The organism is Corynebacterium sp. CNCTC7651, assembly GCF_021496665.1.
In the GTDB taxonomy this organism is placed as follows: Bacteria; Actinomycetota; Actinomycetes; order Mycobacteriales; family Mycobacteriaceae; genus Corynebacterium.
Map to the genome: position 1 here is coordinate 1,300,466 of NZ_CP071246.1, position 16,909 is coordinate 1,317,374.

13 protein-coding genes and 1 pseudogene are annotated in these 16,909 nt (G+C 63.6%); 9 read left to right on the plus strand and 5 right to left on the minus strand.

From position 1 onward, the window contains the following. Positions 1–5: 5 nt before the first annotated feature. Positions 6–1,154, minus strand: coding sequence for a DUF4192 domain-containing protein (locus JZY91_RS06310; protein ID WP_234947035.1), 1,149 nt, complete (start codon positions 1,152–1,154; stop codon positions 6–8). A gap of 298 nt (positions 1,155–1,452) precedes the next feature. Between JZY91_RS06310 and JZY91_RS06315 the strand changes: the two genes are divergently transcribed. From JZY91_RS06315 to JZY91_RS06330, 4 genes are all read left to right on the plus strand, one after another. Then, the gene (locus JZY91_RS06315; RefSeq protein WP_234947036.1) at positions 1,453–2,496 is read left to right on the plus strand and encodes a PAC2 family protein; all 1,044 of its coding nucleotides are present in this window, start codon (positions 1,453–1,455) and stop codon (positions 2,494–2,496) included. 21 nt (positions 2,497–2,517) lie between these two features. Further along, positions 2,518–5,058 carry an RNA helicase gene (locus JZY91_RS06320; protein ID WP_234947037.1) on the plus strand — a complete coding sequence of 847 codons (2,541 nt, stop codon included), beginning with the start codon at positions 2,518–2,520 and terminating at the stop codon, positions 5,056–5,058. An 82-nt stretch (positions 5,059–5,140) separates the two neighbouring features. Next, entirely contained in the window at positions 5,141–6,388 is a 1,248-nt protein-coding gene (locus JZY91_RS06325; RefSeq protein WP_234947038.1) for an FAD-binding oxidoreductase, read from the plus strand. A 39-nt stretch (positions 6,389–6,427) separates the two neighbouring features. Beyond that, complete coding sequence (locus JZY91_RS06330; protein WP_234947039.1) at positions 6,428–6,790, plus strand: VOC family protein; 363 nt, start codon at positions 6,428–6,430, stop codon at positions 6,788–6,790. Between the two features lie 100 nt (positions 6,791–6,890). Here the strand turns inward: JZY91_RS06330 and JZY91_RS06335 are convergent, their stop codons facing one another. Then, positions 6,891–7,415, minus strand: coding sequence for a carboxymuconolactone decarboxylase family protein (locus JZY91_RS06335; protein ID WP_234947040.1), 525 nt, complete (start codon positions 7,413–7,415; stop codon positions 6,891–6,893). 87 nt (positions 7,416–7,502) lie between these two features. Next, the gene (locus tag JZY91_RS06340) at positions 7,503–8,099 is read right to left on the minus strand and encodes a peroxiredoxin (protein ID WP_234947041.1); all 597 of its coding nucleotides are present in this window, start codon (positions 8,097–8,099) and stop codon (positions 7,503–7,505) included. Between the two features lie 123 nt (positions 8,100–8,222). Here JZY91_RS06340 and JZY91_RS06345 point away from each other — a divergent pair, with 123 nt between their 5' ends. Further along, positions 8,223–9,179, plus strand: coding sequence for a hydrogen peroxide-inducible genes activator (locus JZY91_RS06345; RefSeq protein WP_234947042.1), 957 nt, complete (start codon positions 8,223–8,225; stop codon positions 9,177–9,179). A 25-nt stretch (positions 9,180–9,204) separates the two neighbouring features. Further along, complete coding sequence (hrpA, locus tag JZY91_RS06350) at positions 9,205–13,125, plus strand: ATP-dependent RNA helicase HrpA (RefSeq protein WP_234947043.1); 3,921 nt, start codon at positions 9,205–9,207, stop codon at positions 13,123–13,125. A 21-nt stretch (positions 13,126–13,146) separates the two neighbouring features. Here the strand turns inward: hrpA and nrdR are convergent, their stop codons facing one another. Together nrdR and JZY91_RS06360 are read right to left on the minus strand one after the other, a co-directional pair. Then, positions 13,147–13,605, minus strand: coding sequence for a transcriptional regulator NrdR (gene nrdR / locus JZY91_RS06355; RefSeq protein WP_234949076.1), 459 nt, complete (start codon positions 13,603–13,605; stop codon positions 13,147–13,149). A gap of 85 nt (positions 13,606–13,690) precedes the next feature. Continuing rightward, on the minus strand, positions 13,691–14,080 hold the full coding sequence (locus JZY91_RS06360; protein ID WP_234947044.1) for a hypothetical protein: 390 nt from the start codon (positions 14,078–14,080) through the stop codon (positions 13,691–13,693). A gap of 214 nt (positions 14,081–14,294) precedes the next feature. On the opposite strand from JZY91_RS06360, the gene lexA reads away from it, so the two are divergent. From lexA to JZY91_RS06375, 3 genes and pseudogenes are all read left to right on the plus strand, one after another. After that, entirely contained in the window at positions 14,295–14,993 is a 699-nt protein-coding gene (gene lexA, locus JZY91_RS06365; RefSeq protein WP_234947045.1) for a transcriptional repressor LexA, read from the plus strand. Positions 14,994–15,083: 90 nt separating this feature from the next. Further along, positions 15,084–15,811: pseudogene (locus JZY91_RS06370) on the plus strand (DeoR/GlpR family DNA-binding transcription regulator). Positions 15,812–15,916: 105 nt separating this feature from the next. Continuing rightward, positions 15,917–16,900, plus strand: a complete 984-nt coding sequence (locus JZY91_RS06375; RefSeq protein ID WP_234947046.1) for a 1-phosphofructokinase family hexose kinase — start codon at positions 15,917–15,919, stop codon at positions 16,898–16,900. Positions 16,901–16,909: the final 9 nt, after the last annotated feature.

Here is a 16,909-nt window from a genome sequence, read left to right on the forward strand (position 1 = left end):
GGCAATTACTTAGCCCCTGCGCGGCCCTCCAGCAGCTCCCAGGCTTCGCCGCAACCGCGCAACGCGGTTTTGATGAGAGACTCGTGGGCGCCTGCGCGCAGAAGTTGTGCAAGGTAGTAGGACAAAGAGTGTTCCGGGATTTCTTCCTGCGCGCACTCTAAGGCGGCACTTGCCCAGGATGTGAGCTTGAGCTTCACTGCAATCAGCGCCCAGATGCACAGTGCATTGCAGCGGATGACGCCGTTGTAGTTGCGGGCGATGTCCACCAGCACCGCCCCCGCGGAAAATGGATGGTCCAGCGCCGTGGCAATCAGGCTGTCGCGCAAAGGGTTGCGGGTGAGCACTGCGGCGACGTGCTCGAGATCGTGCGTTGCGGCGGACAGATCGCGTGAAGTGGACCAGGCCTCGTCTCCAATGAACGGCCCCGCGGTTGCGGTACGCAGCACATCGCAGGCACGCTGGACCTCCGCGCGAGCGTTTCCCGGGTCCGAGGAGAGCGCATCTACAAGGCGCTGGCCGCGGCCGTAGATCGAAGCAAGGGTGCGGCTGTCCGGCATGCACCCGATCGGCCCGCACGCGTCGAAAAATGAGCGGGTGTGCTCGCGGTCCAGCTCAGGAAGCGCGCCCAGGGCCAGCAACGGCGCCATGGTGGGTTGGGCTACCACCGAGGAAATCGTCCCGCCAGCCACATTGTCGGGCAGGCCAGCCTCGGTGAGTACCGGGTTATCTGGGCCGAAGAGGGTGGTGTACGGGGTGCCGGTGGCGATCTCTGAGGCCAGCCAGCAAGCGTCGATAAGCGGGAGCCCAGTTGTGGCACGGGCGGCGCCGAGTTCGAAAACAGCATCCGCGACTAGGGGGGAGTCCGGGATGCGGCTGATAACAAGGGCAAGGCGGGCGGCGGTGAGTTCGGTGGTGGTGGAGGAGGCGTATTCGGTGATGCGGGCGGTGTGGCAGAGGTCGGTGCGCAGGATGGGGCCGAGGAAGAGCCCATCTGTGTCGCGGTTGTGCTCGAGGGTGAGGATGATGGCGGATTCCTGAGGGTAGAACCCGAGGATGCCGGGGATAGCGGCGAAGAGGTCGCCGAGGCTGCGAAGCGTTGCCTCGACGGGGGTGTGCGGAGTGGACTGGGATTCAAAGTGTGGTGTTTGTGTCATGGGTATTGGACGCTCGCGGGGCCGCATTCGTTCCATCCTTTTCTGAACTCGCGGCGGCGTTATCCACAATCCGGGGCGATATGGTCATCCCAGTGGCGGGCTGTGGATAGATCGGGCCGCGCCGCTGGCATCGGACAAGCGGATGGGGCAGAATTGAATGCCCGATACCGTGCCTGCCGCGGTGTGCCACGGCGTGCAGCAGCCTGTCGCGCGCGGGAATGTTGCGGCAGCTTCTACCGTTGACATGTACAACTGCGCATGGGGATGTGCGCACCTTTGTTCCATGAGGAGGAATACCATGTCGGACGATCACCGCATGTACGAACTTGAGTATCCTTCGCCAGCTGTCGGCGAGGGGGCTCCCGCCGGCCCGACCCTGATTATTGCGATGCAGGGCTACGCAGACGCCGGCCACGCTGTGGAAGGTTCCGCAGACCACCTAAAGGCTGCGCTGGAATCGCGCACGGTGGCCACCTTCAACAACGATGAGTTGATTGACTACCGCTCCCGCCGCCCTGTGGTCACCCTGAACAAGCACGAAATCTCCAGCGTGGAGGATCTGGAGCTGGACATGCGCGTGCTGCGGGACGAGGAGGGCACGTCCTTCCTGCTGCTTTCCGGCCCGGAGCCGGACTTGCGCTGGGAGGCATTCAGCGAGGCTGTAGCGGACTTGGTGGAGCGTTTCGATGTTCGCGAGACCATCTGCCTCTACGCCGCCCCGATGGGTGCGCCTCACACCCGCCCGCTGGTGGTGTCCGCGCACGGCAACAACCGCGACCTGGTGGGTTCCATGTTCACGTTCGACGGGATGGTCACCATTCCGGGTTCTGCCGCCATCTTGATTGAGCGGGAGCTGCACAAGCGTGGCCGCCCGGTTGCCGGCTACACGGCGCACGTGCCGCACTATGTGGCATCCTCGCCGTACCCGCACGCGATGCTGCAGCTGCTGCAGTCCGTGGAAGACGCTTCCAACCTGAAGTTCCCGCTGCGTGCCTTGGAGCGGGACATGGCGAAGGTGTCCCGCCAGCTTGCGGAGCAGACGGCTGCGAGCGAAGAGATCGCGCACGTGGTGCAGGCCCTGGAGCAGCACTACGACCAGGAGATGGAAGATTACCGTGAGCGGCACCCGGAGGCGATGATGCCGGGTGAGGCGCAGGTGCCTTCTGGCGAGGAGATCAGCGAGGCATTTGAGAACTTCCTGGCCGCAATCGAGGACCGTGACCGCCCGCGGGGTGAGGTCGGTTCCGCTTTCAGCGAAGATGACCGCCAGCGCCTGAGCGACCACTACTTCGTCGACCCAGCCGAGGACCTCGAGGAGGACCCTGAGGAGGACGACGAGTAGTTCGCTAGGTTGGTAGGCGTGATGCTTGCCGATTTGCTGCCTGATCTCGCCGACGTTCCGGAGTCTCTCTTCGAGGACGCGGTGTGGGAATCCTTCACCCGGTGGACTGCCGCGCGCGGGATCTCGTTGTATCCGGCGCAGGAAGAGGCGTCGCTGTCGCTCTTGGCGGGCGATAACGTCATCCTGGCTACCCCCACCGGCTCCGGCAAATCCATGGTGGCGAACGCCGCGCACTTCATCGCCATGGCCCGCGGCCAGCGCAGCTTCTACACCGCGCCTATCAAGGCCCTGGTGAGCGAGAAGTTCTTCGCGCTGTGCGAGATCTTCGGTCCCGAGAACGTGGGCATGATGACCGGTGATGCAACGGTAAACGGCAACGCCCCCATCATCGCGGCGACCGCCGAAATTGTGGCCAACATTGCCTTGCGTGAGGGCGCCAATGCCCGCATTGACCAGGTGGTGATGGATGAGTTCCACTACTACTCAGAGCCGGACCGCGGCTGGGCATGGCAGGTGCCGCTGCTAGAACTGCCGAAGGCGCAGTTTTTGCTCATGTCCGCAACCCTCGGCGACACGAAGTGGCTGGAGGACGACCTCACTGCCCGCACCGGTCGGCGCACCACCTACGTGGGCGGCTCCACCCGCCCCGTCCCATTGGACTTCCATTACGTGTTCACCCCGGTCCACGAGACCATCGAGGAACTCATCGCGGACGGCAAGGCACCGATTTACGTCGTGCACTTTTCCCAGCGCGAAGCCACAGAGCGCGCCCAGGCGCTGACCAGCATGACCTTCCTCACCACCGAAGAAAAGGCACAGGTTGCAGCCGAGATCGGGGACTTCCGCTTTACGACGACGTTTGGCAAGACCCTGTCCAAGCTCGTCCGCCGCGGGATTGGCATCCACCATGCCGGCATGCTGCCGAAATACCGCCGACTAGTGGAGCGTCTCTCCCAGACCGGGCTGCTGAAAGTTATCTGCGGCACCGACACCCTCGGCGTTGGCATCAACGTGCCAATCCGCACGGTGCTGATCACGGGGCTGGCGAAATACGACGGCACGCGCCAACGCGTATTGAAGTCCCGCGAGTTCCACCAGATTGCGGGCCGCGCGGGACGCGCGGGGTTTGATACCGAAGGCACCGTGGTAGTGGAGGCGCCGGAGCATGAGATTGAGAATGTCAAGCTCCGTCGAAAAGCGGGCGATGACCCGAAGAAGCTGAAGAAGCTGCGAAAGAAGTCCGCGCGCGACGGCGAAGTGTCATGGTCCGAGAAGACGTTTGAGCGCCTTACCACTGCGGAGCCGGAAGAGTTGACCAGCCAGTTCAGGGTGTCCAACTCCATGCTGCTGAACGTTGTAGCGCGACCGGGTGACGGGTATGAACACATGCGCCACCTGATTCGCACCAATCACGACCCGCGCGCGAAGCAGAACCGGGACATCTTGACCGCCGTGGACCTGTTCCGCGGTCTCGTGAACGCCGGAGTGGTTGAGCGCACTCCGGATTCGCCGGCGTTTCGCCCGTACACGCTCACGCGAGAGCTGGACCGGGACTTTGCGCTCAACCAACCCCTCTCCCCCTTCGCACTGGCGTTTCTCACGCTGCTGGACCCGGAGTCGGAGACGTACACCCTCGACGTGATCTCCACGTTCGAGGCGATTTTGGATGATCCGCGGCAGCTGCTGCAGGCGCAGCAGACTGCGGCGCGGGGCGAGGAGATCGCCGCGCTGAAGGCGGAGGGCGTGGACTACACCGACCGCATGGCGATCATCGAGGACGTGACGTACCCGAAGCCCCTGGAAGATGAGCTCGAGGAGGCGTTTGCAACGTTCACCGAGGGCAACCCGTGGGCGAAGGAATTCGAGCTCTCACCGAAGTCTGTCGTGCGCGACATGCTCGAGCACGCGATGACGTTCTCAGACCTCATCGCTACCTACGGCCTCGCCCGTTCGGAGGGCGTGGTGCTGCGTTATCTCACCGATGCTTGGCGGACGTTGGCCCACTCCATCCCGGAGCAGTACATGAACGAGGAGTTGGCGGACATCATCGTCTGGCTCGGCGAGCTGATCCGCCAAGTGGACTCTTCGCTTATCGACGAATGGGCGCACATGGCCGACGAGGACTCCCCCGTCTCCCGGGAAACAATGGAGCGGGAACTTGCCTTCGGCGTGGAAGACCCGACGGCGCTCACCGCAAACCGCCGCGCGTTCACCATCATGGTGCGCAATCTCTTCTTCCGCCTTACCGAACTCTTTGCGTACGAGAAGGAAGATCAGCTTGCCGCCATGCTGGACTACCTGGATCCGGACGCGAGGGTGGATTGGCCGGCCGCGATGGACGACTACTTCGACGAGTACAACGACATGGACACCGGCCCCGAAGCGCGCGGGCCGGAGTTCTTCCGCCTCGGCAACCAGAGCGGGCGGCAGTGGGAGGTCGTGCAGATCTTCAAGGACCCAGAGGGGGACCACGCATTCCAGCTCCACGGTGTTGTGGACCTAGATGCCTCCGACGAGGCAGGCGAGGTGCGTCTGGCATCCCTGGAGCTGCGCCAGTCCTGATTGCGGGCCAGCCACAAGGTGCCCAGCCACGGCTTGGGCGAATCCGGCCCGCGCGGCACCGCCAGCCGGTACATTCATGGCCATGACTACGGCTCTTGTCATTGGCGCGGGCATGACTGGCCTGGCCACAGCTTGGCACCTGCAGGAATACGGATACGACGTGGAGGTGGTAGACCGCGTTGGCGTTGCCGGCGGGTCTTCGTGGGGCAACGCGGGCTGGCTCGCGCCCGGCAAGACCATCCCGCTATCCAACTCCAGCCTCTGGATGTACGGGCCCACCGCCCTGTTTGATAAGCACGCAGCGCTGGATGTCCCGGTGCGCGTGGACGCGAAGCTCTGGGCGTTTGTTGCGCAGTTCATGGCGCACGCCACTTCCCGCGCATGGGACACCACCATGAAGGGCCTGACCCCGGCAGATCTCGCAGCACTGAAGGCATTCGACGAGCTCGAAGCAGGCGGCGTGGATGCAGAGAGCATTGAGGCACCGTTTATCGTGGGTTTTGAGACCGAGGCGCTGGCCGGCGGCTTCCTGAAGGAAGTTGAGGGCGCCAAGCGCCATGGGCAGGACATTCCTTTCCGCAAGGTCTCCCTCGAGGAGGCGCGCCAGGACGCGCCGATGCTCACGGAGAAGGTCGGCGCAATCTACCGGATGGAGGGCCAGCGCTACATTGAGCCGGGCCCCTACTGCGAGGCAATTGCGGATTCCATCGAAGCGCGCGGCGGCACCATCACCAGCGGTGTCGAAGTTGTGGAGGTGCAATCCACCCGCAAGCCCGCAGTGAAGCTCTCCACCGGCGAGTGGTTGAACCCGGACGTTGTGGTTATTGCCACCGGCGCGTGGATGCCGAAGCTGGCGAAGGATCTCGGTGTCACCACGATGATTCAGGCCGGCCGCGGGTACTCCTTCAGTGTGGAGACGGAGCAGCCGGCTACGTGCCCGGTGTACCTCCCGGAGCAGAAGGTTGCCTGCACCCCGTACCAGGGCCGCTTCCGCGTAGCCGGCACCATGGAGTTCCGTGGGCCGGATGAGCCGTTCCAGCCGGGCCGCATCAAGTCCATCATCCACACCACTACGCCGATGTTCCGCGGCGTGGACTGGGATTCCCGTCAGGACGAGTGGGTGGGCTCCCGCCCTGTCACCCCGGATGGCCTCCCGCTGGTCGGCGCTACCAAGGCGCCGAATGTGTATGTCAACGGTGGCCACGGCATGTGGGGCGTTGTACTCGGCCCCATCTCGGGCAAGATGCTGGCGAAGGAGATCGCGACCGGAGAGGTCGACCCGATCCTCAAGCCGTTCGACCCGCTGCGCGGCCACTTCGTCGGAATTTAGCGGGCGCCCCCGGGGACCGCTCTTAGAAAGGAATCTTTTATGGTGCGCTTTGACCACCTCACTATCCTGACAACGCATTTCGAAGAGTCTCTGGACTTCTATCAGGCTCTGCCGGGAGCCGAGGTGAGCGAACCAAGTGACGGATACTTCGAGGTTTCTTTCCACGAAAGCGTCATCGCGGTATTTGACTTGGCGACGTTTGCCGAAGCGACGAAGACTGGCCCCGTCAACTCTGGTGGCGCGGTTATGCAGTTCTCGGTTGATGATGTAGATGAGTACTGGAACACATTGCCAAGCACTTACCGGCAGCATGGATCATCTCCCCGACACATGCCTTGGCAGTCCTACTCTGGATACATCTCCGATCCAGACGGCAACATTCTGGAGTTCTACAAGTGGTAAAAAGGACTCCCTGAAACGGCGAAAGCTCCCCCGCTGATTAAAGCGGAAGAGCTTTCGCCCGTCTAGGGTGGCGCTACTCAAGCGACACCCCGAAGAAGGACTAGCGGGAAGCCTCGATGGCGACTGCCTGTGCCACAGCCTGTACGACGGAGGCAACCTTGACGGCCTCCCAGACCTGCTCCTTGGTCAGGCCGGCCTCGCGCACCTCGTGCGCGTGGGCCACGGCACAGTGCTCGCAACCGTTGATGGTGGAAACGGCGAGGGACCACAGCTCGAAGTCTGCCTTCTCCACGCCCGGCTGGGAGATGATGTTCATGCGCAGGCCGAACTTTACCTGTGCGTAATCATCGCCGAGCCAGTTCTTCGCGCGGTAGGCGACGTTGTTCATCGCCATGACGGTCGCGGCACCGTAGGCTGCCTCAACGGCCTCCTCGGACAGGTGCTCCTTCGCCTCGTCCGCGATTTCAGAGAGCACGGTCTCGTTGCGGGTGGCGGCGGCGGAAGCCAGGAGGGTGCCCCACAGCTGCTGCTCGCTCAGCTCGGTGGAGCGGGTCAGGGAGCCGAGGTTCAGCTTCTGGTCCTTTGCGTACTCCGGCAGTGCGCCGCGCAGGTTCTCAATAGACATAGGTTTAATCCTTTCGGTTATTGATAGCTTTCGTCGAAAAGCGGGGGCTGGAAAAGCCCCGCGCTGAGGCGGGGCTTTGAAGCGTGTTTACTTCAGGGACTCCTGGACCACGGCCATCTTGTCGATGTTCTTGGTCGGGTCATTCTTCTGCCAGTCGCAAGCGCAGACCTCCTCGGACTGCAGTGCGTCCAGCACGCGCAGGACCTCGTCCACGTTGCGGCCAACTGCGTCCGGGGTGACGGAGACGAACTGGATGATGCCGTCCGGGTCGATGATGAAGGTCGCGCGGTCTGCCACGCCAGCCTCGTTCTCAACGCCGAGCGCGCGGATCAGGTCGTGGCGCACATCAGCGAACATCGGGAACGGGATGTCCAGCAGCTCGTTGTGGGTGGCACGCCAGTTGAAGTGGGAGTACTCGTTGTCGGTGGAGCCGCCGAGCACCTGGGTGTCGCGGTCCTCAAACTCCTCGTTCAACTTGCCAAAGGCAGCGATCTCGGTCGGGCAAACGAAGGTGAAGTCCTTCGGGTAGAAGAAGACAATCTTCCACTTGCCCTCGTACTTGTCCAGGGAGACGTTCTCGAAGTAGTCATCCGGCGAGCTGGCGTTTGCCTCCTTGAGGTTGCCGCCCTTCAGCGCGACAAGGTCGAACTCCGGGAAACGCTCTCCAACGGTCATGATCGGCATAAGAAACCCTCCTGGTGAAAGTTGGTGTTTGCTGGCGCACATCGCGCCGTCACGACCCATTCTGCCACACTCCCGCCCCAACTTCAACAGCTGAACCTATTGGCGCGTTGTAAGGTAATAAGCATGTCCAATAAAGCTTACAAACCGACCCTGGCACAACTGCGCTCCTTCGTCACCGTCGCAGAGCACAAACATTTCGGTATCGCCGCGTCCAAGCTCGGCATCTCGCAGCCGTCGCTGTCCCAGGGCCTCGTCGCGTTGGAGTCCGGCCTCGGCATTCAGCTGATAGAGCGCTCCACCAGAAAAGTCATCGTCACCCCGCATGGCGAGGCACTGCTCCCCTACGCCAAGGCAGCCCTCGATGCCGTCGATGCCTTCGTCGTCCGATCCCGCGGCACGGAAGGAACGTTGGCCGGCACGCTGACTATCGGGATTATCCCTACGATCGCGCCGTATCTTCTTCCCCACCTGCTCGGGGAGCTCGCCCGTGCATTCCCGGATTGCGCACCCCGCGTTGTGGAGGAGAAGACGGACAACCTCGTCGAGCAGCTGCGGGACGGCCAACTCGATGTTGCAGTCCTCGCCCTCCCCGTGGACGCTCCCGGACTCGAAACCGTCGAGCTCTACCGCGAACCATTCATCGCCGTCACCCCCGCCGGGCAGGTGGGCGCGCCCGAACGCGTGCTGGAACTTACGGATCTGCGTGAGCTGGAGCTGCTTTTGCTTGACGACGGTCACTGCCTCCGCGACCAGATCGTCGACCTATGCAAACTGGCCGATGCGACATCGTCCGTCACCTCGCAGTCGGTGACGCGGGCGGCGTCGCTGACCACCATCGTGCAGCTCGTTGTCGCCGGACTCGGTTCTACGCTGGTGCCGCTGTCCGCCGTGGAGACCGAGTGCGGCCGGCCCGGGCTGGACCTGCACAGCTTCGCCGACGGCACTAGCGCAGAGCGCGAGGTGGGGTTGGCGTACCGGGCATCCTCCTCGCGGGTGGAGGACTTCTCAGCGCTTGCCGCGTTAGTGACCGAGGCTTACGGCCGAGCAACCGCACCCGCCGAGGCAGCGTTGCGGAGGTAGCGGGGGCTAGACTCGTCTGTCAGCTATGAACACAACCTCTGCCGCTGAGCTGTACAACGCCCTGGACCGCCTCACAATTGCGGATGAACGCCGCTTCCGCCGCCGCCTCAAGAAAGCCCATTCCGATGCCGCGCTCGAGGCGATTGCGGCGGACTTGGAGGCGGCAGCTTCAATCGTCGAAAAGCGGAAAGCTGCGGTGCCGGAGATCACCTACCCCGAGCAGCTGCCCGTGTCCGCGCGGCGCGACGACATCATGGCGCTGATGCGGGAGCACCAAGTGGTGATCATTGCAGGTGAAACCGGTTCCGGTAAGACCACGCAGATCCCGAAGATGCTGCTGGAGCTGGGCCGGGGCCGGCGCGGCATGATCGGCCACACGCAGCCGCGCAGGTTGGCCGCCCGAACGGTGGCGGAGCGCATCGCAGATGAGCTGGGGCAGGACATCGGCGAAAGCGTGGGCTACGCCATCCGCTTCGACGATAAGGTGAGCCAATCCACGTCGGTGAAGCTGATGACGGACGGCATCCTGCTCGCTGAGATGCAGCGGGACCGCTTCCTCAACGCGTACGACACGATCATCATCGATGAGGCGCACGAGCGCAGCCTGAACATCGACTTTCTGCTGGGCTACCTGAAGCGGCTGCTGCCCAGGCGGCCGGATCTGAAGGTGATTGTCACCTCCGCAACCATCGACCCAGAGCGCTTCGCCGAGCACTTCGCAGATAAGGACGGCACCCCAGCCCCGATCATCGAGGTTTCTGGTCGCACCTACCCTGTTGAGATCCGCTACCGCCCGCTGGTGGAGCGGGTGGAAACCAAGGACGGGGTCAAGGAAATTGACGCGGACATGATTGACCGCGTGGTTGACGCCTGTAAAGAGCTCATGCGCGAAGGCGAAGGCGATATCCTCTGCTTCTTCGCCTCCGAGCGCGACATCCGCGACTGCATGGAGGCGATTGAAAAGCAGCACTGGCGCGGTGTCGAAGTTGTCCCGCTATTCGGCCGCCTCTCCAACGCGGAGCAGCACCGCGTGTTCTCGCCGCACTCCGGCCGGCGCATCGTGCTCTCCACCAACATCGCCGAGACCTCGCTCACCGTGCCCGGCATCCACTACGTGGTGGACACCGGTCTAGCGCGCATTTCCCGCTACTCCACCCGCACCAAGGTGCAGCGCCTGCCTATCGAGGAGATTTCGCAGGCCAGCGCCAACCAGCGTTCGGGCCGTTCGGGCCGTGTGGCAGACGGTATTGCAATCCGCCTCTACTCAGAGGAGAACTTCGAGGCGCGTCCGGAATTCACCGATCCGGAGATCCTGCGCACCAACCTGGCCAGCGTGATCCTGCAAATGATCTCGCTGCGCCTGGGCGACATCGCGGAGTTCCCATTCATCCAGGCACCTGACCCGAAGTCGGTGCGCGATGGCCTCTTGATTCTGCACGAACTCGGGGCGATCTCGGACAAGGAGCGCGACGGGGCACCCGTCCTCACCTCGATTGGACGGGACCTCGCCCGCATCCCCGTGGATCCGAAGATGGCCCGCATGCTGGTGGAGGCGAACCGCCTGGGCGTGTTGGATGACGTGACAGTCATCGTCGCCAACATGACCATCCAGGACGTGCGCGAGCGCCCGCTGGAGTTCCAGGCGCAGGCGGACCAGGCGCACGCGCGGTTCAAAGACAAGGAATCCGACTTCCTAGCCGCGCTGAAACTCTGGGATTACATCAAGGACTCGCGCGACGAGCTTTCCGGCAACGCCTTCCGCAAACGCATGAAGCGCGAGTATCTGCACTACATGCGCATTCGAGAGTGGTACGACCTGGTTCGGCAGCTGCGGGACGTGGAGAAGCAGCTCGGGTGGTCCAGCGCGGAGAACGTTGTCGGCGAGCGCGATGCGGATGCCATTCACAAATCGCTGCTCACCGGCCTGCTTTCTAACATCGGCGCCCGCGACGGCAACTCCAAGGAATTTCAGGGCGCGCGCGGGACTCGGTTCATGATCTTCCCGGGATCGTCGTTAAGCAAACGCCCCCCGGAATTTGTGATGGCGGCGGAACTGGTGGAAACCTCCCGCCTGTGGGCGCGCGACGTGGCCAAGATCGAGCCAGCGTGGGTGGAGAAGGCGGCGGGCGATCTGCTGCGCCGCAGCTACTCAGAGCCCGTGTGGTCCCGCAAGCGCTCGGCGGCGATGGTGCACGAGAAGACCATGCTCTACGGCGTGACCATTGTGCGCGACCGCCTGGTGCCCTACCACCGCGTGGACCCGGACGGCGCGCGCAACATGTTTATCCGCAACGCGCTGATCGCGGGCGATTGGAACCGCCACCACCTGTTCATCGAGCACAACGACGCGCTCATGCAAGAGGCTGCCGCCGTGGAGGAAAAGGTGCGCCGCCGCGGGCTGGTGGTGGATGAGGACACCCTTTTCGATTTCTACGACGCCAAACTGCCCGCCGAGGTGACCACGGCCCGCCACTTCGACTCCTGGTGGAAGAAGCAGCGCCACGCGGACCAGCACTACCTGGATTTCGACCCGGCGGCGCTGGTGGATGACGGCGGCCAGGACACCTCGGAAAACGCGTTCCCAAGCGCGTGGCGTCAGGGCAGCATTGAGTATGAGCTGCAGTACAAGTTCGAGCCCCGCGACCCGTTTGACGGCGTCACTGTGCTCGTGCCTGTGCCGCTGTTGGCGGGTCTGGACGCCGCGGGCTTCGACTGGCTGGTGCCGGGCCTGCGCCTGGAGTTGATCACCGAGCTCATCCGCTCCTTGCCCAAGGTGCTGCGGAAAACAGTGGTCCCCGCGCCCGATTTCGCGGCACGCGCCCTCCCGCACGTCAACGACCGCGCCGACGAGCGCGAGGAGCTCTTGCTTGTCGACGCTCTCTCCGACGCGCTCAAGGCCATCGGCATCAGCGGCATCGATGGAACGGACTTCAACCCCAGCGCACTGCCCGCGCACCTGCGCGTAACGTTTGCGGCGGTAGACCGCCGCGGCGCCATCATCGACCACGACAAAGATCTGGGGCAACTCAAGCGCCGCCAGGCTGGCAAGATCAAATCCTCTGTGGCGAAGGCGTCGCGCACGTCCGCCACCGAGGCCGTGGCGAAGTGGACGCCGGAGACGCTGGGCGAGGTGCCGGAGACCGTCACCACCGTGATCGAGGGTAACGAGGTGGACGCCTACCCTGCCTTGGAAGCCACCCCGGACGGTGTGAAGGTGACGGTGCATCCGACAAAGGCCGCCGCGGATGCATCGATGACGACGGCGACGCTCACACTGTTGCTTCGCGAGATCTCCGTATCTACCTCGCAGATGACCAAGGGGTTGCCGCTGCGGCACAAGGTCGCAGTGGACCACTACCCGCACGGCGGCGCGGACGGCTTGGTGGAGGATGCGCGGGTAGCGGTGATCCGTGATCTCATGCTCGCCCACGGTGGCCCTGTGCGCACCCCGGAAGAGTTTGAGGCGCTGGTGAAAGAGATCAAGCCGAAGGTTCCCGGCGAGGTGCGGCGCATTGTGGTGGGCCTGGCTCCCGCGCTGGTGGAGTACGCCAACATGGCGAAGGAGTTGGAGCAGTGGGACGGCCCTGCGATCGAGGACATGAAGGCTCAACTGCGCTTCTTCCTGCCCAAGCACGCGGTGACAATCCACGGTGCGCAGCACCTGCAGCATCTCCCCCGCTACATCGAGGCGATGCGGATCCGGTTGGAGGATATGCGCCTAGATCCGGACAGGGATGCGGACCGCCAAGCGGTGGTGGATGATGCTAAGCGCTACCTTGAAGCGCGGATGCAGAAGCTGCCTGCGAACCGGAGGAAGTCCCGCGCGTACAAGGACATCCTGTGGCGCATCGAGGAACTGCGCGTGAGCTTGTTCGCCCAGCGTCTTGGTACTCCGCAGCCGGTGAGTCAGCGGCGTATTGAGAAGCTGGCGGACAAACTGAAGTAGGCGGTTAGGGCGTGGCTGGCGCTAGAAATCTTCCCGGTCGCGGCGGCGCATGAGGCGGATTTCGGATTCGAAGTCGTCTGCGCTTTCGAAAGATTTGTAGACGGAGGCGAAACGCAGATACGCGACCTCGTCCAGCGCGCGGAGCGGCTCCAGCACCGCGAGGCCGATGTCGTTTGCGGGCACCTGAGAGCTGCCCTGCGCGCGCACCGTCTCCTCGACCTGCTGGGCGAGGCGCTTCAGGGAATCATCCGACACATCTCGGCCCTGGCACGCCCGGCGCACACCGGAGATGAGCTTATCTCTGTCAAACGGTTCACTCACGCCGTTGCGTTTGACAACGGTCAGCACCGCCTTCTCGACGGTAGTGAACCTGCCCCCGCACTCGGTGCACTCCCGGCGCCTGCGGATCGCTGCTCCCCCTTCAACGGCGCGCGAGTCGGTCACGCGGGAGTGTTCATGATGGCAGAACGGGCAATACACGGTTTGGCACCCCATCTCATGCGGCGGATGTTTTTAAGTGGCGCCAGTCTACCGCCGCCCTGGTCTAACCCCCTGGTACCGCCCCCTAGCGCGCCTGTGCGCTTGCGAATTCCGTGGCACTGCTGGCTGCGGTGCCGCCCTGGCTGCCTGCGATGGGTGCTTCCGCTGAGCTGAACACGCCGCCGAATGCGGATCCGACCAGAAGTGCGGCAGTAAAGAGGGCGCCGAGCATAATGTTGTCCCGGCGTTCGCGGGCGGATTCGAACGCAGAACCCCGCGGTGCGGACGATACCTGGCCGCGGCCGGCACCGCGTTCATGCGTTCGAGTAGTGGCCCCGAGTTGGCGAACAGCCACCCCTGCGCCTGTGCAGTGCTGCGCGGCAGGGATATCCCACACCTCCGCAGCAGTGCTTGTTGTTCCTGCGGCACCATTACCTACGGTGGTACGGGTGACGGGGCGGATTGCGATGGTCATGGTGATCTCCTCTCGTTGACTACCCAGAGCGTACGAAGCGCCCCCAACCTCCAGGGCACCGCAGGCGCTCGTATGTTCGATTTACGCTAACGTGTTCGATTTATAGCACTCCCGCTCGACACTGTCCAGCCCGGAACGGAAATGATCGAACACACTTGCCCTCCGTGATAGGTTGGGGCACGGTACGGTGAACACGGAGTAGCGAGGAGACACGATGGCCCGGAAGAAGATCGACCCCAACAGCCTTGATATGAGCACGCTGACGGACCGGCAGCGCCGCATCCTCGAGGTCATCCAGGACGCAGTTGTACTGCGCGGCTACCCGCCGAGCATTCGCGAGATTGGCGATGCCGCTGGACTGCAATCAACTTCGTCAGTGGCGTATCAGCTCAAGGAGCTGGAGAAGAAGGGGTTCCTTCGGCGCGACCCCAACAAGCCGCGCGCGGTAGACCTCCGCCACCTGCCGGACACGGCCGCGAAACCGAAGCGCAAGCCGGCGAGCCAGCCTGCTTCTACAGACGCACCCGAGGATGCCGCACAGCCGCGCTTCATCCCGGTGGTCGGCCAGATTGCCGCGGGTGCGCCCATCTTGGCCGAAGAGAACGTGGAAGCCTACTACCCCATGCCGGCCGAGCTTATGAGCGACGGTGACCTGTTCATGGTTCGCGTTGTCGGCGAATCGATGGTTGATGCCGCCATCCTGGACGGAGATTGGCTTGTGGTTCGCTCACAGCCTGTCGCAGAAGAGGGGCAGATCGTGGCCGCGCTCATCGACGGGGAGGCAACGGCGAAGGTCTTCCACAAGGACTCTTCCGGCGTGTGGCTCATGCCCCGCAACGACGCCTTCGCACCTATCAAGGGCGATGACGCGGAGATTATGGGTCTTGTGGTGTCCGTTTTCCGCTCGCTGTAGAACGGTCGTCGGCACGCAGCGCCCCCACAAACGGGGGAAACGGGCATAACCCCACGGATGCGGGCATGTCGGATCTGCGATGATGACTGCATGTACGCAGAGGAGCGCCGCCGCCAGATCGCCTCGCTGACCGCAGTGGAGGGGCGCGTGAACGTGACCGAACTGGCGCAGAAATTCGACGTTACCGCAGAGACAATCCGCCGCGATCTCGCGGTGCTGAACGACGAAGGCATTGTGCAGCGCGTGCACGGCGGCGCTGTGGCGACACAATCCTTCCTCACCACGGAGTTTCGCTACGGTTCCTGCCCGCGCAGCCAGGTGGCGGCATCTTCCTCGACTCGGGCACCACCATCAACGGCTTGGCACACTTGATTGCGACACAACCGGGTGCAGAGACATGGTCCATCGTTACCAACTCCCTGCCCATCGCGCTGGATCTCTCGACCGCCGGCCTCACCAACGTGCAGCTCCTTGGCGGAACCGTCCGCGCGATTACCCAGGCGGTTGTGGGAGACACGGCGCTGAGAACACTGGCACTCATGCGGGCGGAAGTGGCATTCATAGGCACTAACGCGCTGACCATAGACCACGGACTGTCCACCGCCGACGCGCACGAGGCTGCCGTGAAATCCTCCATGGTCACCAACGCCCGCAAGGTGGTGGTGCTGTGCGATTCCACGAAATTGGGCAACGATTATCTAGTGAGCTTTGCCCCGCTGGACGCGATCGACGTTGTCATCACAGACGGGGGTGCGCCGGAATCTCTCATCCAGGCGCTGGAGGATCGCGGGATCGAGGTCATTCTCGCCGCGGACTAACAACGCGCATGTGAGTTCGGACATCATTTTCTGTTTTTGATTGCCCGATCAGACACAGTCGGGCATTATTGAGAGTATGACCACTCAATCGGAGGGATGCAGGGCATGATTGTCACCCTCACCCCAAACCCAAGTATCGATGCCACCCTCCGCGTACCACACCTCGTTCACGGCGAGGTAGCTCGTGCGACGGCAGCGCACCGCGAGGCCGGAGGGAAAGGCATCAACGTTTCCCACGCCATTGCTAAAGCGGGCCTTGATACCGTTGCGGTTGCCCCGTGCGGCACGCCGGACCCATTCGAACTCGCCGTGGGTGCGCTAGGCGTGAACTTCATGCCCGTGCGCGTCGGCGGAACCGTGCGGACCAACACAGCCGTGACCGAGGAGGATGGCACCACCACCAAGATCAACGAAGCTGGCCCCACGCTTTCTGCGGAGGAAGTGGAAGCGCTCACCGCCGCGGTGGTCGCACACGCTGCTGATGCCAGCGCACTCGTGCTTGCTGGCTCGCTTCCCCCGGGTGCCCCGACCGATTTTTACGCGAACGTCGTTGCGGCGCTGCGGGAGGTGACCGACGCGGTGATCGCCGTGGATACTTCGGACGCCCCGCTCGTCGCCCTGGGCCAACGCATCAGCGACGCCGCCAACGCTGAAGGAGCAGGTAACTGCTGCCCCGACGTGCTTAAACCAAACGCATTCGAGCTCGGCCAGCTGACCGGTGCGGACGGGCACACCCTCGAAGCCCAGGCCGCCGCGGGCGATTTCACTCCCGTGGTGAGCGCTGCCCGCCAGCTCGTCTCGTACGGCGTAAGCGAGGTGCTGGTCACGCTCGGCGGCGCTGGCGCATGCCTTGTTACCGCAGACGGCGCATGGGCCGCAACACCGCCTCCGATTACGGTGCGCTCCACCGTCGGAGCGGGAGACAGCTCCCTTGCCGGCTACATCATGGCCCGCGTCCAAGGCGAAGACCCGGCGGCCCGGCTGCAGCGCGCAGTTGCATACGGATCCGCCGCCGCGGCACTTCCCGGTACCGGCATCCCCTCCCCGGACGAGCTCGATCTTGCCCACACTTCCGTTATCACGCTGTAACCCCACCAT